The sequence below is a fragment of the Micromonospora trifolii genome, assembly GCF_022229005.1.
GTDB classification, from domain to species: Bacteria; Actinomycetota; Actinomycetes; order Mycobacteriales; family Micromonosporaceae; genus Micromonospora; species Micromonospora trifolii.
In genome coordinates, this window is sequence record NZ_JAKKFD010000013.1 from 1 (window position 1) to 18,307 (window position 18,307).

The following is an 18,307-nucleotide window of genomic DNA, read 5'->3' on the forward strand; positions in this document are numbered from 1 at the left end:
GCGCAGCCGACACGCGCAGCCCGAACGCGCTGTCCGCCGCGTCGCCTGCCGCGGTGCTCGCGCAGCATCGGTCAGCCCGACCCCGGTACCCGTACACGCGCCCTTTGCTCTGCTTCAACCCACGCAACGGCGGACGTCCGATTATCGGACACTCGCTGTTGCGTGGAGTGAAGCAGAGCAAAGGCGGTGAACCAGGGATGGGCTATCGGCCGCGCGAGCGTCGGCGGACGCCGGAGGGCACGACGCCGGGCACGACGCCGAGCGGCCACGGTGCCGGGCGGACCCCCGACGTCAGCCGCGCAGGAAGCGCAGGGCGTTGGCGGACAGGAGCTTGTCGCGTTGGTCGTCGGTGAGGAAGTCGGCCGCGTGGACCACCGCGCCGGCCGGCCGTTCGCCCAGCGGGTACGGGTAGTCGCTGCCGACCAGCACCCGGTCCTCCCCCAGCGTGTCGACAAGCAGCCGCAGGGCGGGTGGCGCGAAGACCACCGAGTCGACGCTGAACCGGTCGAGGTAGCTGCTGGGCGGGCCGGCGGACGCCCCCCGGACCAGGTCGCCCCGGCGGTGCCAGGCGTTGTCGGCGCGGCCGAGCCAGAACGGGAAACTGCCGCCGCCGTGCGCGAAGCAGATCCGCAGCGTGTCGGGCACCCGGTCGAAGACCCCGCCGAGGATCATCGCCAACACCGACAGGTGTGTCTCGGCGGGCATCCCGGTGAGCCAGCGGGCCATCCAGCGGTCCAGACGCGGCCCGCCGGGCATGTCCCAGGGGTGGACGAAGACGGGTGCGCCCACCTCGGCGCAGTGCTGCAGGAAGGTGACCACGCCGGCGTCGTCCAGGTCCCGGTCGCCGACGTGGTTGCCGATCTCCACGCCCACGTGCCCGGCGGCGAGGCTGCGGTCCAGCTCGGCACAGGCGGCGTCCGGGTCCTGGAGCGGCACCTGACAGAACGGCACCAGTCGGTCACCTCCGGCCGCGGTGACCTCCAGGGTCAGGTCGTTGAAGATCCGGGCGACCTTCACCGCCTGGTCGGCCGGGCGGTCGTAGCTGAAGAAGACCGGGGTGGGCGAGACCACCTGCACGGCCACGCCGTCGGCGTCCATGTCGGCCAGTCGGCGCGACGCGTCCCAGCACTCGGCGCCGACCGGGCGGAACTCCGTCTCCCCCACCATGATCATGGCGGCGCGCTCGGAGTCGACCCGCAACCAGGGCCAGTCGGACCCGCCGCACGCCGCGCCGAGGTCCGGCCAACCCTTCGGTACGACGTGCGTGTGCACGTCGACCACGCCTGCGGGCATCAGCCCTTGCCCGGGTGCAGGGTGCCGCAGTTGGCGCAGGTGCGCGCCTGCTCGTCGGCGTAGAACGCCTGGAACACCGGGGGCAGATCGGCGGCGATGTCGCGGACCTGCAACTCGACCTCGTGCACCTTGCTGCCGCACTCCGGGCAGTACCACTGGAACGTCTCCAGCGTGCCCTCCTCGCGGACCCGCTCGACGACCATGCCGATCGAGCCGGCCTCCGGCCGCTGCGGCGAGTGCGGGGTGTTACGCGGCAGCATCCACATCTGACCCTCGCGCACGTGCACAGTACGCGGCCCCTCCGGGGTGACCAGGTTGATGTGCATGTTGCCCTTGACCTGGTAGAAGAACTCCTCGTACGGGTCCACGTGGAAGTCGGTGCGCTGGTTGGGCCCGCCCACCACCATCACGATGAAGTCGTCCCCGCCGGGGAACATCTCCTTGTTGCCCACCGGGGGCTTCAACAGGTGCTGGTTGTCGGCGATCCAGCCCGGAAAGCTGAACGGCTCGGCGATCTCACTCACGACTGACCTCCCGAGGGAAGAAGGGCCACGGCCTGGATTTCGATCAGCAGGTGCGGGTGCGGCAACTGGTGCACCGCCACCGTCGTACGGGTCGGTCCGGAGGCGTCGAAGAACTCGGCCCACACCTCGTTGTAACCACCGAAGTCGTTCATGTTGACCAGGTACGTCGTCACCTGGACCAGGTCGGTGAGGTCCGCGCCGACCGAACGCAGCAGGTCCCGCACGTTCTCGATGACGGCCCGCGTCTGCACCCGGACGTCGAGCTTCGTGGTGCCGAACCCGTCCACCTCGACGCCGGCGAACGTGTTGTCCGCGCGCCGCGACGACGTACCGGAGACGAAGACGAACCCACCGGCGACCTTGACGTGCGGAAAGGCCCCCCGCGGGACGGCCTTCCCGGCGACCACCCGGGCGGTCACGACGACGCCCGCAGCGAGGCCGTGCCGAGCTTCTCGACGACGGCACGGACGTGGGCGCCGGGGCGCAGCGGCACAGCGGCGGTGGCGGCGCCGGCCAGGAAGACCCAGCCGGACTCCAGCCGCACCCCGTGCCGGCCCGCCAGCCGGATGCCCTCGTCGAGCGCCCGCCGCGGATCACCGAGGATCGCCGCCGTCGAGCCGACCTGCGCCACCCGCCCGTCGACCTCCAGCAGCACACCCAGGTTGTCCAGCCCCGCCGGCACCGGCGACCACGGCCCGATCACGAAGGCGGCGGCCGAGGTGTTGTCAGCGATCACGTCCGGCAGCGAGAAACGGAAGTCCGCGTACCGGGAGTCGATCAACTCGATGGCCGGGGCGACAGCGCGGACCGCCGTGGCGAAGTCGCCGACCGGCTCGCCCGGCTCGGGCAGCCGGTCCAGCAGGAACGCCACCTCCGGCTCGACCCGGGGATGGATGTACGCGGCCGGGTCCACGGCACCGCCGTCGGGCACCCGCATCGCGTTGGTGAGCCGCCCCCAGATCACCTCGTCCACGCCGACCTGGGCCATCTTCGCCCTGCTGGTCAGCCCCATCTTCAACCCGACCAGCCGCTCACCGGCGTTCAGCCGGCGTTGCAGCAGCGCGGCCTGCACGGCGTACGCGGTGTCCACGTCGAGGCCGGTCTCGGCGGCGAGCTGCGGGATCGCTGTGGCGGTGTCGGCCGCCGCGCCCAGCTTGTCGGCGATCCCGACAATGTCTACGCCGATCATGAGTGCTGCTCCTTCTCTGCCAGGTCGAGTGCCACGTCCACGATCATGTCCTCCTGGCCGCCCACCATCCGGCGGCGGCCCAACTCGACCAGGATCGACCGGACGTCCACGCCGTACTTCGTGGAGGCCCGCTCGGCGTGCCGCAGGAAGCTGGAGTAGACCCCGGCGTACCCCAGGGACAGCGTCTCCCGGTCCACCTGGACCGGCCGGTCCTGGAGCGGGCGGACGATGTCGTCGGCGGCGTCCATCAGCGCGAACACGTCGCAGCCGTGCTTCCAGCCGTGCAGCTCGGCGACCGCGACGAAGACCTCCAGCGGGGCGTTTCCGGCGCCCGCGCCCATGCCCGCCAGGGAGGCGTCGACGCGGACGGTCCGGCCGTGCACCGCGTCGGGGCCGACCGGCGCGGACCCGGTGACCCGCCCGTGCTCGACGGCGAGCACGCTGTTGGCCACCCCGAGCGACAGGTTGTGGTGGGCGTGGATGCCGATCTGCGTCTCCGGGGCGAGGACCTGCCGGTACGCGTCGACCCGCTGCGCCACGTCGGACATCAGCAGCCGGCCGCCGGAGTCGGTGACGTAGACGCAGTGCGCCCCGTAAGACTCCATGAGCTTGGCCTGCCCGGCGAGCCCTGCCGCATCGTTCATGTGGGACATCATCAGGAATCCGGCCACGTCCATGCCGTTCTCCCGGGCCCAGGAGATGTGCTGGGCGGAGATGTCCGCCTCCGTGCAGTGGGTGGCGATCCGGACGCTGGTCACCCCGAGCGCCTTCGCGGCCTTCAGGTCGGCGATCGTGCCGATGCCCGGAAGCAGCAGGGTGGTCAGTTTCGCAGTGGTCAGCACCTCGGCAGCCGCCGAGATCCACTCGGCGTCGCTGGCGGCGCCGTGGCCGTAGTTGACGCTGGAGCCGGCGAGGCCGTCACCGTGCGCCACCTCGATGGCGGCCACCCCGGCGGCGTCCAACGCGGCGGCGATGGTGCGGACGTGGTCGACTGTGTACTGGTGGGCGATGGCGTGCATGCCGTCGCGCAGCGTCACGTCCTGGATGTACAGCTCGGTCATGGCGCGGCCACCTCCGAGGAACGCAGGGCGACCAGCCGTTCCGCGGTGCGCAGCGCGGCCGAGGTCATGATGTCCAGGTTGCCGGCGTACGCGGGCAGGTAGTGCCCGGCGCCGGAGACCTCCAGGAAGACCGACACCTGGAGGGCGGTGAGCCGCCGCCCGAGCGTCGGCAGGTACGCCTCGACCCGGTCGAACTGCACGTCCTGCTTGAGCCGGTAGCCGGGGACGTACTCCTGAACGGCCGCCACCATCTCGGCCACCGAGCCGGCGATGGCGTCGGTGTCGGCGTCGGCGTCCGGGCAGAGGCAGTAGACGGTGTCGCGCATCAGCAGCGGCGGGTCCGCCGGGTTCAGCACGATGATCGCCTTGCCCCGCTCGGCGCCGCCCACCACCTCGATGGCGCGGGCCGTGGTCTCGGTGAACTCGTCGATGTTGGCCCGGGTGCCCGGCCCGGCGGACTTCGACGCGATCGACGCGACGATCTCCCCGTACGCCACCGGGGTGACCCGGCGCACCGCGGCGACGATCGGCACTGTGGCCTGCCCGCCGCAGGTCACCATGTTGACGTTCGGCTCGTGCAGGTGCTCGTCCAGGTTGACCGGCGGCACCACGTACGGGCCGAGCGCGGCCGGGGTCAGGTCGACCACAGTGCGGCCGTGGGCGCGCAGCACCTCGTCGTGGCGTCGGTGCGCGCCGGCCGAGGTGGCGTCGAACACCAGCTCGACGTCGGCGAACTCGGGCAGCGCGACGAGCCCGTCCACGCCGTCGGCAGTGGTGGCGACACCGAGGCGGCGAGCGCGCGCCAAGCCGTCGGAGGCCGGGTCGATGCCGGCCATCGCCACCATGCGCAGGCTGTCGCTGAGCCGCAGCACCTTGATCATCAGGTCGGTGCCGATGTTTCCCGATCCCAGCACCGCCACACCGACGCTCATGCCGACACTCCGCTTCGCTCCGTGCCGCCCTGAGCGCCTACAACTCTGCGCCGATGATTCGCTCGCTGACGCTCGCTCACTGGTTGTCTCCCTTGGTGAAACTCGTGCGCACCGAGCCGAGCCCGGAGATCCGGGCCTCGTACGCGGCACCCGGGGTGACCGGCACCATCGGACCTAGCGCCCCGGAGAGCACCACGTCCCCGGCGCGCAGCGGGTCGCCGGCGCGGGCCAGGGTGCCGGCCAACCACTGCAGGGCGTGCAGCGGGTTGCCCAGGCAGGCGGCGCCCGCGCCCACCGAGACCGGCTCGCCGGCGTGCTCCAGCACCATTCCGCACAGTCGCAGGTCCACGTCGGCGAGCCGGCGCGGCGTGGTGCCGAGCACGAAGAGCCCGCTGGAGGCGTTGTCGGCGACGGTGTCCACGATGGAGATGTCCCAGCCGGCGATCCGGGAGTCGACGATCTCGATCGCCGGCAGCACGTGGTCGACAGCGCGGATCAGGTCGACGGTGGTGAGCTGCGGGTTCGGGAGATCCTTGTCGAGCACGAAGGCGATCTCCGCCTCCACGCGGGGCTGGAGCAGCCGGTCGATGGGCACCTCGACCCCGTCGCCGACCGCCATGGCGTCGGTCAGCATGCCGAAGTCCGGTTGGAACACCCCGAAGGTCTCCTGCACGGCCCGTGAGGTCAACCCGATCTTCGCGCCGACCCGGCGTTCGCCACGGCCCTGCCAGGCCCGCGCCTGGAGCTGCTGCACCCGGTACGCGGCCTCGACGTCGCCCTCCGGCAGCAGCCGGCCCCGGAGCGGCGCGCACGGCTTGCCGGTGCTGCGGGCGTCGGCCAACTCCCGGTTCGCGGCCTCGATGTCAGCTTCCATGCCCGCTCCCTCGCTTCGGCTCACGACAGGTCCACGCAGACGTTCGTGAGTTCGGAGTAGAAGTTCAGCGAGTGCACGCCGCCCTCGCGACCGATCCCGGACGCCTTCACCCCGCCGAACGGGGTACGCAGGTCACGCAGGAACCACGTGTTGACCCAGACGATGCCCGCGTCGAGCCGGGCGCCGGCCCGGTGCGCGACGCCCACGTCCCGGGTCCACACGGTCGCCGCCAGGCCGTACTCGGTGCCGTTGGCGAGGGCGTACGCCTCGTCCTCAGTGTCGAACGGCGCGACGTGCACCACCGGGCCGAAGATCTCCTCCCGGTTGGTGCGGGCGTCCGGGCCGAGCCCGGTGAGCACCGTCGGCTGCACGTAGGACCCGCCGTCGCGGGTGTCGCCGAAGGTGGGCGTGCCGCCACCGGTGAGCACCTCGGCGCCCTCGGAGCGGGCCAGCTCGTACGCGCCGAGCACCTTCCTGCGGTGTTGGTGGGAGATCAGCGGCATGGTGGCGGTGGCCTCGTCGGTCGGCCAGCCGTACGCCAGCTCGCCGGCCCGCTTCGCCAGCCGGGCGGTGAACTCCTCGAAGACCGGGCGCTGCACGTAGATGCGCTCGGTGCAGAGGCACACCTGCCCGCCGTTGGTGAAGCTGGACCGCACCGAGCCGGCCACCGCGGCGTCCAGGTCGGCGTCGGCGAAGACCAGGCCGGCGTTCTTGCCGCCGAGTTCGAAGCTCACCGCCTTCACCCCGTCGGCGGCGGCCCGCATGATCGCGCCGCCGGTGGCCGACTCACCGGTGAAGGTGATCGCGTCGACGCCCGGGTGGCGGGTGAGGAACTCCCCCGCCGAGTCCGGCCCGAAGCCGTGCACCAGGTTGAACACCCCAGCCGGTACGCCAGCGGCGGCCATCACCTCGGCGAGCACCGTCGCCGAGGCGGGAGTCTCCTCGCTGGGCTTGACCACGACGGCGTTGCCGCAGGCCAGCGCCGGGGCCACCTTCCAGGTGAGCAGCAGCAGCGGCAGGTTCCACGGCACGATGACCGCTACCACGCCGACCGGCTTGCGCAGCGCGTAGTTGAGTGCCCGGCCGCCGGTCGGGGTGACAGTCGTGAACGACTCGGTGGGGGCGGTCGCCACGATCTCCGCGAACGCCCGGAAGTTCGCCGCGCCGCGCGGAATGTCCAGGGTGCGGGCCTGGGCGATGGACTTGCCGGTGTCGGCGACCTCGGCGGTGACCAGGTCGTCGAAGCGGCGCTCCAACTCGTCGGCGACGCGGCGCAGCACCTCGGCGCGCTCGCGCTCCCCCATCCTGCCCCACGGCCCCCGCAGCGCCGCCCGGGCGGCGGCCACCGCGTCGTCCACAGTGGACTGCGACGCCTCGTCGACCTCGAAGACCTGCTCCCCGGTGACCGGGCTGGCCTTGGTGAACGTCGTCGCGCCGTCGACGAACTCGCCGGCGACGAAGTTGCGCAACCGCCGCGGGCCACTCGGCGCGTGGCCGGCCATCAGTCGCGGATCCCAGTTGCCGGTCATGCCCGCCTCCCTCGGCTCAGCGCCGCGCCGATCGCGCCGACCAGCAGCAGGGCGGCTCCGCCGACGACGGCCCCGAGCACCCGGTGCTGTCGGCGCACCCGGCGGCGCACCTCCGCGTACGGGGTGGTGGAGAACGACACCAGCTCGTACTGGGAAACGTACCGGCCGGGCAGGGCCCGTTCCAGTGCGTGCTCCACCCGCCGTCGCGTCTGGAAGACCGGGGAGGCGACCTTGTCCCGCATCTCCACGAAGTTGGTCAGCGCCATCGTCGCGATGGCCTCGACGTTCTCCTTTCGGCGCCGCTGGAACAGCGGCAGCGCCGCCAGCCAGTCGTCGGCGCACTCGTCCAGGCAGCGGTCCAACTCCACCACGTCCTCGAAGGCGCAGTTGGCGCCCTGGCCGTAGAACGGCACGATGGCGTGCGCCGCGTCGCCGAGCAGGCCGACGGTGCCGTAGACCTGCCACGGGGTGCAGCGCACAGTGCCGAGCACGCCCACCGGGTTGTGCTGGTAGTCGTCGACCAGGTTCGGGGCCAGCGGAACCACGTCCGGGTAGTGCTCGGTGAAGTGCCGTTCGATCTCCGCCGGGCTGGTCAGCGAGGCGAAGCTGCCGGCACCGTCGTTGGGCCAGAACAGCGTGCAGGTGAAGGAGCGGTCCGGGTTCGGCAGCGCGATCATCATCGAGGTGCCGCGCGGCCAGATGTGCAGCGCGTCCGGGTCCAGGGCGAAGTCCCCGCCCAGCGGCGGAATCGTCAGCTCCTTGTAGCCGTAGTCGAGGAAGTCCACGCTCTCGTCGAGCAGCCCGTACGCCAGCAGTTGCCCGCGCACAGCGGAGCCGGCGCCGTCGGCACCCAGCACGACCGACGCCTTCGCCGCGACGGTGCCCTGCGGGGTCTCGAAGCTCAGGGCGCCGTCGGTCGGGTCGAGCCCGACCAACCGGTGGTCGAAGACGACCCGCACCCCGGGCAGCGCGGCGGCCTCGTCCAGCAGGGCGTTGTTCAGCGCACCCCGGCTGATCGAGTTGATCGCCCGGTCGCCGGCCGCGCTGTACGACTGGAACTGCTGCTCGCCCTCGACCGGGTGGATCATCCGGCCGCGCATCGGCAGCGCGTCGGTCATCACCTGCTCGGCCAGCCCGATGCGGCGCAACGCGTCCAGGCCGCGCTCGGAGAGCGCCAGGTTGATCGAGCGACCGCGCTCGGCGGTGCCGGCACGCGGGTCCGAGCGGCGCTCGTAGAGCGCCACCGGGTAGCCACGCCGGGCCAGGAAGCAGGCCGCGAGACACCCGGCCAGCCCGGCCCCGATGATCGCGATCTCGTCCCGCCGCGCGGTCATGAGGTCGCCCCCACCGTGGCGGCGAGCGCGGCCGCGGCCCGCCAACAGTCGAGGTACGTGGAGTAGAGCGGCACCGGGGCGAACCGCACGACGTCGGGTTCGCGGGCGTCGGCGATCACCCCGTGTTCGTACCGTAGGCGTTTGGTCAGCTCGGCGGCGCTGCCGGAACCGATACGCACGGAGAGCTGGCAGCCCCGGCGGGCCGGGTCACGCGGGGTGACCACCCGCAGCGGCCGGCCGACGGTGACCTCGTCGAACAGCGACTCCAGCCAGCCGGTGAGGCGCTGGCTGCGCGCGCGCAGCGGGGTCATCCCCACCGCGTCGAACAGCTCCAGCGAGGTCCGCACCGGGCCCATCGCGAAGATCGGCGGGTTGGAGATCTGCCATGCCTCCACAGTGGCCGGTGGCCGGGACACCGGCGTCATCTCGAACCGGGTGGCCGCCGCTGTGCTCCACCACCCCTCGAACCGGGGCAGGTTCTCGTCGCCGAGGTGCCGCTCGTGCACGAAGACACCAGCCAGCGCGCCCGGGCCGGAGTTCAGGTACTTGTAGGAGCACCACGCGGCGAAGTCGACGTCCCAGTCGTGCAGGGCCAACGGCACGTTGCCGACCGCGTGGGCCAGGTCCCAACCGACCACAGCGCCGGCGGCCCGGCCGGCAGCAGTGATCGCCGGGATGTCCAGCAGCTCACCGGTGAGGTAGTTGACCCCGCCGAGCAGCAGCAGCGCCACCCGGTCGCCCTCGGCGGCCAGGTAGTCGGTCACGTCCTCGGTGCGCAGGGCGTCCTCACCCGGGCGCGGACGCAACCGGACCACCGTGTCGTCCGGGTCCAGGCCGTGGAACCGGGCCTGGCTGCGCACGGCGTAGCTGTCCGAGGGGAACGCGGCGTCCTCGATGACGATGCGGGTGCGCGCGCCGGCCGGGCGGTAGAAACTCACCATCAGCAGGTGCAGGTTGACGGTGAGCGAGTTCATCACCACGGCCTCCGCGGGCCGGGCGCCGACCAGTCGCGCGGCCGGCCCGGTCAACAACTCGTGGTACGGCAGCCAGGGGCGTTCCGCCTCCAGGTGCCCCTCCACGCCGAGCCGCCCCCACGCGTCCAGGTCGGCCAGGAGTTCGTCGCGGGTGGCCCGAGGTTGCAGGCCGAGCGAGTTGCCGGCCAGGTACGCCGACTCGGGGTGGTCGCCACCGTCGGCCGGCGGCACGTGGAACAGGTGCCGGTGGCCGGGGTCGGCCTCGTCGAGGCGGTGTGCTTCGGCCTCGCCTCCGGCGGGGCGGTGCGCTTCGTGTTCTGGGGTGTTCATGTCTCGCTCTCCGGTCACATCGCCGTGCGGGCCGACCACAACTCCGGGAAGACCACCCGGGCCATGCTGCGCTGCAGCCACGCCAGGCCGGCGGAGCCTCCGCTGCCGACCTTGGCGCCCATCGTCCGCTGCACCGCCTTGACGTGGTTCCAGCGCCAGTCGCCGAACTCCTCGGCGACAGCGCTCAGCGCCTCGCCGAGCAGCCGCAGGTGATTGTCCGGGCTGGCGTCGTCGTAGATCCGTACCCAGGCCGCCTCGACCGACGGGTGCGGGTCGTGCTCGACGGCCACGTCCCGGCCGAGCAGGTCGGCGGGGAGGTCGAAGCCGCGCCGGTCGAGCAGCGCGAGCACGTCGTCCCAGAGGCTCGGGGTGGCCAGCGCGGCGCTCAGCTCGGCGTGCACCTCGGCCTGCCGGCGGAACGGGCGGATCAGCGTCGGGTCGCGCAGCCCGAGCAGGAACTCCAACTGCCGGTACATCGCGGACTGGAAGCCGGAGGCCTCGCCGAGCAGATTGCGGAACCTGTTGAAGTCGGCCGGGCTCATCCAGCGCAGGCCCTGCCAGGCGGCGTTGAGCCCCTCCAGGTGCAGCTTGGCCCGGCCCAGCGGGGCCAGCGCCTCCCAGATCTGGTCGGCGCGGACCAGCCGCTGGGTCTCCCGCAACTCGTGGCAGGTCAGCCCGAAGTACAGCTCCATGATCTGGCTGACCATCAGGAAGGACATCTCGCCCGGGTCGCTGCTGAGCGGGTGCTGCATCCGGTGCAGGGCGCTGGCCTGCACGTACGCGTCGTACGGCACCATGTCCGCGAACTCCAGGGTCGGCTCGCCACCGGTGCGCTCCGCCTGCGCGACGCGCTGCCCGGGGGTCACCGGTTGCACCGTGGCACGGCGGTTCGGCGCCCGCCGCTCCGTCTGATCCACCATCTCGTCTCCCTCCCCCGGACTAGCCGACGTCATGATCTCGCGGTCGGATCGGCCTGCGGAATGCCGAATCAACGGCTCTCGCCGGCTTCTCCTGGCAAACCAAAGGCAACTAGGCGAAGTCGGTTCACGAAAGTAAGGTCTGAGCGTGGACGACATGGACTGGGCGCTGCTGCGCGAGCTGCAGGCCGACGCGCGGCTCTCCTTCAGCGAGTTGTCCCGGCGCGTGCACCTGTCGCCACCGTCCGTCGCGGAGCGGGTCCGCCGGCTGGAGGAGGCCGGGATCATCACCGGCTACCACGCCCACGTCGACCTGAGCCGCGCCGGCCGTACCGTGGTCGCGCTGATCCGGATGTCCTGCTACGGCGCGCGGTGCATCCTGCACGACCCGGCGGTGGCCGACTGGCCGGAGATCCTGGAGATCCACCGGATCACCGGGGACGCGTGCAGCGTGCTGAAGGTGGCGGCCGGGTCGATCGGCGCGTTCGAGGGCGTCATCGACCGTCTCGCCCCGTACGGCCAACCGTCGAGCACGATGGTCCTCTCCTCCCCCCTGAACTGGCACCCCGTCACCCCCCTCCCCACCACCGGGCCCGTCCCCCGCCCGCGCTGACCCGCCCACCCTCCGGGTTTGCTCCCGCGCCAGCGGGAAAGCAGCGCGTGCCCAGGGGAGGGTTCCGGCGGTCGTCGCCGGTTGGGGGGAAATCATGCAGGCAATCCGCACGATCAACCGCGCGCTCTCGTCCGCACTGACACTGGTGGGGCTGGTCGGGGCGTTCGTCCTGTTGTCGGTCGCGCCGGCGCGAGCCGGCGACAACGTCTTCGTCGAGGTGACACCGAACAGCGCCCAGGCCGGTAGCCGGGTCAACATCAAGGCGAGCTGCGACAACGACAACAACAACCGGCAGTCCAGCGTGCACTCCGACGCGTTCGGGCACGTGATGCTCAAACCGGACAAGGGTTTCCTGACCGGGCAGGTCACCATCGCGAGGGACAAGCCGGCCGGTGACTACCCGGTCGACCTGCGCTGCGAGAACGGCCAGACGTCGTCGACCACGTTGACAGTGCTGAACATGGCCTCACCCAGCAAGGGGCCGGCGACCGGCGGCGGTGGGATGGCCGGCGGCCGCGGCACCGGCTCGCTGCTGGTGCTCGGTGGCGTGGCCTTGGTGGCCACCGCGATCGTGCTCGGGATGACCGGCGGCCGACGTCGACGGGGAGCCGGCTCCTGAGCCGGATCACCCATGACCCGCAGATCCGCGCGTGCGCGGCCGGACCGCCGCGCCCGCCTTCGGGCCGGCCCGGCGCTGCGCGCGTCCGGCCGGCTGGTGGCCCGCGTCTCCGGGCGGCTGCGCCGGGTCGCCGGGCAGGCCGTGTCCGCCAGCGTCACGACCACCGATCCGGCCGCCGGCCCGCTGCCGCCGCGGCGTCCGGCCGGGCCGCCGTCGGCCCGACACCGCTTCGGTACGAGCCCCGGGTTGCCGGTGCTGGCCATCGCCGCGCTGATGGTGGTGATCGTGGCGATGCTCGGGGTCGAGCAGGTGACCGGGATGAGCCTGCTGCCGGACCGGCTCAGCGCCGGTTTGCGACCGCCGCCGAAGAAGTTCCCGGTGCTGCCGGCCAGCCGTCCGACCAGCCTCGCCATCGAGAAGATCGACGTGCGGGCGCCCGTACACGACGTGGGCATCGCCCCGGACGGCACTATCGCCGTGCCGGACGCGGCCCGCGCCCAGGAGGCCGGCTGGTACGACCAGGGGCCCACCCCGGGCCAGTACGGCCCAGCCGTGATCGTCGGGCACGTCGACACCACCAGCGGGCCGGCGGTCTTCCACAAACTCCGCGAGCTGCGCTCCGGTGACGAGATCGAAGTCACCCGCACCGACCAGCGCGTGGCGGTCTTCGAGGTCAACTCGGTGGAGAAATTCGACAAGGGCCGACTGCCGGTGGACGAGGTGTACGGCGACTTCAGCCGCCCGAGCCTGCGACTGATCACCTGCGGCGGTCAGTGGGTCGGCGGCGAGACCGGCTACGCGGACAACGTGGTGGTCTTCGCCTCGCTGGTCAAGGCGCGTTCAGGCGGCTGAGCAGCGTCGAGGTAATCGGCGAGCCGGGCGGCCCCGGTGAGCATGGCCCGGCCTCGCTCGCTGAGCCGTTGCCGCCACTGGCGCAGCGACGCGGCGAGCGGTTCGGCACCGCCGGCGTCGCGCACTCGACGCAGCACGCCGGCGATGTGGTCGAGCCGGTACCCGCCGCGGCGCAACAGGTGGGCGAGTTCGGCGTCCCGGACGTCGTCGGGACTGTAGAGCCGGTAGTGGGTCACCGGATCACGTACCGGCCGCAGCACACCAGCCCGCTCCCATTTGCGCAGCGTGGCCGGCTGGAGATCGAGCCGGTGGGCCAGCGCGCTGATCGGCACGGCCTTCTGGCTCCGCGGTTGCGGTCTCGTTCCGGTGAGCGTCGCCACCGCCGCCTCGACCGCGTCCAGGGTCTCCCGATCGCGCTGGAGCAGGGCATGGCAGTGGTCGATGGTGCGCAACGCCGCGTCGATCTCGCCACGGTTGACGGCGCGCATGATCTCGCCGCTGGCCGCATGGCCGTGGCCGGCGATCAAGGCGAGGTAGGCCGCCAACGCCTTGACGTGCAGCTCGGTGAAGCGACGGTAGCCGTTCGGGGTGCGCTGGGCCGGCGGCAGGACACCGTCTCGTTCGTAGTTGCGCACGGCCTGCGCGGAGAGGCCGTGGGCACGCGCGAGATCCACCGGTCGGCGTACCAGTGCTTTTGAAGGTTTTGTGGCTGTCACCGCGCTCCACCGCTCGTGAGTTTCAACCGCTGGTTCAACGATACGGTTCATGGAATGCCATCTTTTCTCGACCTGCTGGCGGTATCCCCGGACCTGCTCGCGCTGGGCGAGCCGACGCACGGTGAGTCCGCCTTCCTCCAGCTCCGCAACGAGGCCTTTTTGTCGCTGGCGGAGCACGGTTACCGCTCGATCGCCGTGGAGAGCGACCGGGCGGCCGGGCTGATCGCCGACGAGTTCGTCCAGGGCGTCGCCGCCGTGACGCTCGACCGGGCGCTCACCGAAGGTTTCAGCCACGGATTCGGAGCGGCCCCGGCGAACCGCGACCTCCTGCTGCGGATGCGGGAGCTGAACGCCGGACGGCCGGTCGCCGAGCGCCTGACGTTCCACGGCTTCGACGCTCCTGTGGAGCTGGAGGGCGCGCCGAGCCCGCGCCGGCTCCTCAATCAGGTCTGCCACTTCCTCGACCTGGACCGGTCTGGCGAGATCGACGACCTGATCGGGGACGACGCCCGGTGGAGCGACCCGGCCGCGATCTGGGAGCCCGGCCGATCGATCGGGCGCTCGACCGACGCCCAGCGACTGCGGGTGCTCGCCGACGACCTGTTGACCGAGTTGTACCTGCGGGCGCCGCGGAAGTCAGCGGGCTGGCAGGCGGCGTTCGTACACGCCACCGCCGCAGTCGCGCTGCTGCGTTACCACGCCGCGGCCGCCGCACCACTGGCCCAGGAGGAACGCTTCGCCCGCCTGGCCGGGGTACGGGACGCGTTGATGGCCGAGAACCTGCTCGCGATCCGATCGGCCGAGGCGCACCGCGGGCCCACGCTGGTCTTCGCGCACAACGCGCACCTCCAGCGCCACGAGAGCACGATGACGCTGGCCGACAGGCAGTTGTCATGGGCCGGCGCCGGCGCGATCATCGCGTCGTTGCTGGGCGACCGGTACGCGGTGATCGCCGGCAGCCTCGGCGCGAGCCCGGCGCTCGGCATCGGGCCGCCCGCCCCCGCCACCTACGAGGGCGGACTCCAGCAGGAGACCAGACTTCCCCGGTACCTGCCGACGTCTGAGGTCGGGGCGGCCGAGCAGCGGACGCACGACTACCGCTACTTCCCGCTCGACCGGGCCGCCATCGAACACGCCGACGTGCTCCTGCACGTCCCGACGGGTGTCGACGCGGCCGTGCTCGCCGATCGGGTCGTCGCACTGCCCGACGTCGAGCAGGTCGTGGCGAGTGAGGAGATCGGATCACCCGAGGCCGCGTGGGGTGATCGGTTCTTCTTCGTCGGCCCGGACCGCCGCCAGCCGTTCGCCACCATCGTCGAGCACGACGTGCCCGGCTTCGACGAGGCCGCACAGCTTGACCGCCCCGGCGTCTTCCGCCTCAACCTGGACCTGGGCCGGACCGAGTTCGAGCGGCTGTTCGGCTTTCCGCCCAAGGCGTTCGAGGAGCACCGGCACGAGTTCGACTTCGCCCGACTGGACACCCTCGCCCCGCACCCGGGCTACGCACAGTACGGCTTCGCCAGCATCGTCATGCCCGGCCCGCACCTGCTACCCGAGATCGACCGGCTCCTCGCGATCGCGTACCGCCGAGCTGTCGACCGCCACGAACGCGCAGCGCGCCGGACGAAAGGCCCGCAATCCGGAGCCTGACCACGCCCCGCGGAGTCAGGCGGCCGCCTCGGGCTCCCGCAGGTCCAGCCAGTCGGCCCAGCGGGGGTCGGGGGCGCGGTGGCCCAGCACCCGCCAGGCGGTGCCCTTCGGGGCGGCCGGCAACGCGTGTAACCGCCACCCCATCTCGGCCGGGGTCTTGTCGCCCTTGGTGTGGTTGCACCGGGCGCACGCGGCGACCACGTTCTCCCAGGCGTGCCGGCCACCCCGGCTGCGCGGGAAGACGTGGTCGATGGTCTCGGCCGGGCCCCGGCAGTAGGCGCAACGCCACCCGTCCCGGGCGAAGATCGCCCGTCGGGACAGCCCGACATGCGTTCGGTACGGCACCCGGACGAAGCGCGTCAACCGGACCACCGATGGCACCGGGAGCGCGTCCCGGGCGCTGTGCAGGATGCCGTCACCATCGGCGACGCAGACCGCCTTGGCGGAGAGGACGAGGATCGCGGCGCGACGCACCGACACGACACACAGCGGCTCGTAGGTGGCGTTGAGGACCAACGCGCCGGAGCCCACCGTGGGTCGTATGTCAGGCATCGCGCTCACCCTCCCGGTTCAGCGGCTGCTGGGGACCGCCGTCGACCGGGGCCGGGCACACCGGCCCACACGGTCGACGCCGGGCCGATCACCGACGTCCGTTGCGCCAATAGTCCCTGATCGGACCCCGGATTGCACGTACTAATCTCTCTTCTGGTAAGCGGATCACCCACGCCGGGCCAGGCACCTCGATCTACGACGCTTCGGTGCTCAGCCTCGACCGATCGGCCAGCAGGTCCAGCAGCCATCGGCTCCTATGGTCACGGGCATGATCGACAAGCTGTCCGCCTTCACCGTGCGTCACCGGCACGTCGTCCTGGCACTTGGGCTTCTCCTGGTCGGCGTGAACGCCGCAACCCCGGGGTCCGCGTCCATCGTGGGGCAGCGCCTGTTGATCCTCGTCTCCCTGGCGGCCCTGATCCTGGCGATCGTCATCATGGGGGTCCGTCCGGCCTACCTCGTGGTGCGGCCGCAGGTTCCGGCCTTCGCCACACCCGGGCCCGCCTGGACGGTGTTCTTCGCCCTGGGCTACCTCGGGCCCGCGTCCACACGTGTCGACGCACTGGCGCGCTCGGTCAGCGAGGGGACGCCGTCGACGTTCGACGTGGTCCTCGATGTTCTCTGGGTCGGCCTGACCGCGCTGGTGGTGGCGTGGGCGTGGCGGGGTCACGGGATACGGCTGCATCCGTCCGGGGTACGCCAGACCTGGCCGCTGGGCTCGCTCACCGTGCCGTGGGAGGCCCTGCTGGCCCCGCAGATCCCCCCGGCTGCCGATCGCCGTCAGTGGCTCCCGATGAGGATCACTGAACCCCGGCTGGTCCGGCGGCGCGGCATTCCGCGAAGTCGGGGGGCGTTGCGGACGGACATCGTCGACGCGGGATTCCTCGCCGCGGTGATCGGACACTACGTCGCGCACCCCGAACACCGGGCGGCGATCGGTAGTCAGGCCGAGTACGAACGGCTCCTCGCCGCGTTGCCCGGGAGAGGGTGAGCAACAACCGGCAGCGGCGTCCTGCACGCGCCGGTAGGTGACCCCGCCGGTGGGTCGGCGGTGGGCGCTCGGGCCCCTTGCGGTACGAAGACAGGGTGAGTGCCGCCAGCGTGACGCCCCTAGCCCTGTCCGACGCCGTCTCGGTGAGCTGCCAGGGCAGCACCTCCTGCGAGTGGATCTACCGGATCACCGAGTCGGCCTGGTTCGCCGAGGGAAGCTACTGGATCCTGCTCAAACCACTTCGGGTGCTGCTGATCCTGGCACTGGCGATGGTGGCCCGCTGGGCGCTGCACCGGACGATCAACCGGTTGGTTCGGACGACCACCGACGGTGCGGTGCCGACGATGCTGCGGCCGCTGCGCGAGCGGGTACCCACCGCCGCGGTCGACCCGGCCGAGTTCGTACCCGAGCGACGACGGCAGCGGGCCGAGGCGATCGGGTCGGTGCTGCGCAGCCTGACCACCGCCTTCGTCTTCGGCATCGCGCTGCTGATGATCCTGCGGGAGTTCAGCTTCGACCTGGCTCCGCTGCTGGCCAGCGCGGGGATCGCCGGCGTCGCGCTGGGCTTCGGTGCGCAGAGCCTGGTGAAGGACCTGATCGCCGGCCTCTTCATGCTGATCGAAGACCAGTACGGCGTGGGCGACAACGTCGACCTGGGTGAGGCGATGGGCGTGGTCGAGTCGGTCGGCCTGCGGGTCACCACAGTGCGCGACGGTCGCGGCGTGCTCTGGTACATCCGCAACGGCGAGATCATCCGGGTGGGCAACAAGAGCCAGGGTTGGGCCCTCGTGGTGGTGGACCTCCCGATCGGTTTCAACAGCACCGAGGAGGCGACGGCGGTGCTACGGACCGCGGCCGCCTCGGTCGCGATGGACCCGGAGTTGTCGCCGGAGATCGTGGAGGCGCCCGAGGTGCTGGGTGTCGAGCAGGTGACTGTGGACGGCGCGGTCATCCGCACCGTGGTGAAGACGACCGCCGACGGGCAGTTCGCTGTCGGCCGGGAACTGCGTCGACGTCTCGCCGAGGCGCTGGAGAATTCGGGGATCACCGCGCAGATCGCGGCCGCCCGCATCTATCCCGGTCTCTCGACCCGGCCGTTGCCCGACGGTGAGACTGGTCAGGGCGGCGCTACCTGAAACCGCCGACATTGTCCGGCAATTCGGGGGTCGCGAGCCGGCCGGCCCCTCGGGTATCGTCCGTTCGTTCAGTCGGGGAGGCGACGAACGACCCGTTCGACCTAGCTAGTTGTCAGACGATCGGGCAGAATCCGGAGCACGCGTTCCCACCAAAGCGTGATCACATCCTCGCTGATCCGTAGATCTGACGAGCGCTTCCGGCCGGGCTGCCACGAGCGGCC

Annotated in this window: 19 protein-coding genes; 6 read left to right on the forward strand and 13 right to left on the reverse strand. The window is 71.7% G+C overall.

Going from position 1 to position 18,307, the window contains the following annotated elements:
* Positions 1–291: 291 nt before the first annotated feature.
* From NIE79_RS09015 to NIE79_RS09065, 11 genes are all read right to left on the reverse strand, one after another.
* Positions 292–1,293, reverse strand: a complete 1,002-nt coding sequence (locus NIE79_RS09015) for an amidohydrolase family protein (RefSeq protein ID WP_238678113.1) — start codon at positions 1,291–1,293, stop codon at positions 292–294.
* Entirely contained in the window at positions 1,293–1,817 is a 525-nt protein-coding gene (locus NIE79_RS09020) for a 3-hydroxyanthranilate 3,4-dioxygenase (RefSeq protein WP_210795456.1), read from the reverse strand. The genes NIE79_RS09015 and NIE79_RS09020 overlap by 1 nt, the downstream gene beginning before the upstream one ends.
* Positions 1,814–2,236 carry a RidA family protein gene (locus tag NIE79_RS09025; RefSeq protein ID WP_238678114.1) on the reverse strand — a complete coding sequence of 141 codons (423 nt, stop codon included), beginning with the start codon at positions 2,234–2,236 and terminating at the stop codon, positions 1,814–1,816. The genes NIE79_RS09020 and NIE79_RS09025 overlap by 4 nt, the downstream gene beginning before the upstream one ends.
* Positions 2,233–3,006: a 2-keto-4-pentenoate hydratase gene (locus tag NIE79_RS09030; protein WP_124822653.1), complete on the reverse strand. Its 774-nt coding sequence runs from the start codon at positions 3,004–3,006 to the stop codon at positions 2,233–2,235. Before NIE79_RS09030 ends, NIE79_RS09025 begins: the two co-directional genes overlap by 4 nt.
* The gene (gene dmpG, locus NIE79_RS09035; RefSeq protein ID WP_238678115.1) at positions 3,003–4,067 is read right to left on the reverse strand and encodes a 4-hydroxy-2-oxovalerate aldolase; all 1,065 of its coding nucleotides are present in this window, start codon (positions 4,065–4,067) and stop codon (positions 3,003–3,005) included. The genes NIE79_RS09030 and dmpG overlap by 4 nt, the downstream gene beginning before the upstream one ends.
* Positions 4,064–4,999, reverse strand: a complete 936-nt coding sequence (locus NIE79_RS09040) for an acetaldehyde dehydrogenase (acetylating) (RefSeq protein ID WP_238678116.1) — start codon at positions 4,997–4,999, stop codon at positions 4,064–4,066. Before NIE79_RS09040 ends, dmpG begins: the two co-directional genes overlap by 4 nt.
* Before the next feature lie 76 nt (positions 5,000–5,075).
* Positions 5,076–5,873 carry a 2-keto-4-pentenoate hydratase gene (locus tag NIE79_RS09045; protein ID WP_238678117.1) on the reverse strand — a complete coding sequence of 266 codons (798 nt, stop codon included), beginning with the start codon at positions 5,871–5,873 and terminating at the stop codon, positions 5,076–5,078.
* Between the two features lie 20 nt (positions 5,874–5,893).
* A complete protein-coding gene (locus tag NIE79_RS09050; protein ID WP_238678200.1) occupies positions 5,894–7,375 on the reverse strand; it encodes a 2-hydroxymuconic semialdehyde dehydrogenase in 1,482 nt (493 codons plus the stop codon).
* Positions 7,376–7,398: 23 nt separating this feature from the next.
* Positions 7,399–8,736: an FAD-dependent oxidoreductase gene (locus tag NIE79_RS09055; protein WP_238678118.1), complete on the reverse strand. Its 1,338-nt coding sequence runs from the start codon at positions 8,734–8,736 to the stop codon at positions 7,399–7,401.
* On the reverse strand, positions 8,733–10,040 hold the full coding sequence (gene kynU, locus NIE79_RS09060) for a kynureninase (RefSeq protein WP_238678119.1): 1,308 nt from the start codon (positions 10,038–10,040) through the stop codon (positions 8,733–8,735). The genes NIE79_RS09055 and kynU overlap by 4 nt, the downstream gene beginning before the upstream one ends.
* A gap of 14 nt (positions 10,041–10,054) precedes the next feature.
* A complete protein-coding gene (locus tag NIE79_RS09065) occupies positions 10,055–10,957 on the reverse strand; it encodes a tryptophan 2,3-dioxygenase (protein ID WP_238678201.1) in 903 nt (300 codons plus the stop codon).
* 148 nt (positions 10,958–11,105) lie between these two features.
* Here NIE79_RS09065 and NIE79_RS09070 point away from each other — a divergent pair, with 148 nt between their 5' ends.
* The 3 genes from NIE79_RS09070 (at position 11,106) to NIE79_RS09080 (ending at position 13,041) form a co-directional block, all read left to right on the forward strand.
* Positions 11,106–11,570, forward strand: a complete 465-nt coding sequence (locus tag NIE79_RS09070; protein ID WP_238678120.1) for an Lrp/AsnC family transcriptional regulator — start codon at positions 11,106–11,108, stop codon at positions 11,568–11,570.
* A gap of 94 nt (positions 11,571–11,664) precedes the next feature.
* Complete coding sequence (locus NIE79_RS09075; RefSeq protein ID WP_238678121.1) at positions 11,665–12,189, forward strand: hypothetical protein; 525 nt, start codon at positions 11,665–11,667, stop codon at positions 12,187–12,189.
* Positions 12,190–12,201: 12 nt separating this feature from the next.
* A complete protein-coding gene (locus NIE79_RS09080; RefSeq protein WP_504893423.1) occupies positions 12,202–13,041 on the forward strand; it encodes a class F sortase in 840 nt (279 codons plus the stop codon).
* Here NIE79_RS09080 and NIE79_RS09085 read toward each other — a convergent pair.
* Positions 12,984–13,715, reverse strand: coding sequence for a TioE family transcriptional regulator (locus NIE79_RS09085; protein ID WP_308193159.1), 732 nt, complete (start codon positions 13,713–13,715; stop codon positions 12,984–12,986). The genes NIE79_RS09080 and NIE79_RS09085 overlap by 58 nt on opposite strands.
* A 96-nt stretch (positions 13,716–13,811) precedes the next feature.
* Between NIE79_RS09085 and NIE79_RS09095 the strand changes: the two genes are divergently transcribed.
* Positions 13,812–15,407 (forward strand): DUF6194 family protein, encoded by a 1,596-nt coding sequence (locus tag NIE79_RS09095; RefSeq protein WP_238678122.1) that lies wholly within the window; start codon positions 13,812–13,814, stop codon positions 15,405–15,407.
* Positions 15,408–15,422: 15 nt separating this feature from the next.
* Here NIE79_RS09095 and NIE79_RS09100 read toward each other — a convergent pair whose 3' ends face one another.
* Positions 15,423–15,959 carry an HNH endonuclease gene (locus tag NIE79_RS09100; protein WP_030333470.1) on the reverse strand — a complete coding sequence of 179 codons (537 nt, stop codon included), beginning with the start codon at positions 15,957–15,959 and terminating at the stop codon, positions 15,423–15,425.
* Between the two features lie 268 nt (positions 15,960–16,227).
* Between NIE79_RS09100 and NIE79_RS09105 the strand changes: the two genes are divergently transcribed.
* Both NIE79_RS09105 and NIE79_RS09110 read left to right on the forward strand, forming a co-directional pair.
* Positions 16,228–16,950, forward strand: coding sequence for a hypothetical protein (locus tag NIE79_RS09105; RefSeq protein ID WP_238678123.1), 723 nt, complete (start codon positions 16,228–16,230; stop codon positions 16,948–16,950).
* Between the two features lie 77 nt (positions 16,951–17,027).
* On the forward strand, positions 17,028–18,086 hold the full coding sequence (locus NIE79_RS09110) for a mechanosensitive ion channel family protein (protein WP_372471431.1): 1,059 nt from the start codon (positions 17,028–17,030) through the stop codon (positions 18,084–18,086).
* The last annotated feature ends 221 nt before the right edge of the window (positions 18,087–18,307 follow it).

What these genes read in the sequence shown, in the direction of transcription:
- NIE79_RS09015 (WP_238678113.1), bottom strand. Translation starts at nt 1,293, where the DNA reads ATGCCCGCAGGCGTGGTCGACGTGCACACGCACGTCGTACCGAAGGGT.
- NIE79_RS09030 (WP_124822653.1), bottom strand. Translation starts at nt 3,006, where the DNA reads ATGATCGGCGTAGACATTGTCGGGATCGCCGACAAGCTGGGCGCGGCG.
- dmpG (WP_238678115.1), bottom strand. Translation starts at nt 4,067, where the DNA reads ATGACCGAGCTGTACATCCAGGACGTGACGCTGCGCGACGGCATGCAC.
- NIE79_RS09040 (WP_238678116.1), bottom strand. Translation starts at nt 4,999, where the DNA reads ATGAGCGTCGGTGTGGCGGTGCTGGGATCGGGAAACATCGGCACCGAC.
- NIE79_RS09045 (WP_238678117.1), bottom strand. Translation starts at nt 5,873, where the DNA reads ATGGAAGCTGACATCGAGGCCGCGAACCGGGAGTTGGCCGACGCCCGC.
- NIE79_RS09050 (WP_238678200.1), bottom strand. Translation starts at nt 7,375, where the DNA reads ATGGCCGGCCACGCGCCGAGTGGCCCGCGGCGGTTGCGCAACTTCGTC.
- NIE79_RS09055 (WP_238678118.1), bottom strand. Translation starts at nt 8,736, where the DNA reads ATGACCGCGCGGCGGGACGAGATCGCGATCATCGGGGCCGGGCTGGCC.
- kynU (WP_238678119.1), bottom strand. Translation starts at nt 10,040, where the DNA reads ATGAACACCCCAGAACACGAAGCGCACCGCCCCGCCGGAGGCGAGGCC.
- NIE79_RS09075 (WP_238678121.1), top strand. Translation starts at nt 11,665, where the DNA reads ATGCAGGCAATCCGCACGATCAACCGCGCGCTCTCGTCCGCACTGACA.
- NIE79_RS09080 (WP_504893423.1), top strand. Translation starts at nt 12,202, where the DNA reads ATGACCCGCAGATCCGCGCGTGCGCGGCCGGACCGCCGCGCCCGCCTT.
- NIE79_RS09095 (WP_238678122.1), top strand. Translation starts at nt 13,812, where the DNA reads ATGCCATCTTTTCTCGACCTGCTGGCGGTATCCCCGGACCTGCTCGCG.
- NIE79_RS09100 (WP_030333470.1), bottom strand. Translation starts at nt 15,959, where the DNA reads ATGCCTGACATACGACCCACGGTGGGCTCCGGCGCGTTGGTCCTCAAC.
- NIE79_RS09105 (WP_238678123.1), top strand. Translation starts at nt 16,228, where the DNA reads ATGATCGACAAGCTGTCCGCCTTCACCGTGCGTCACCGGCACGTCGTC.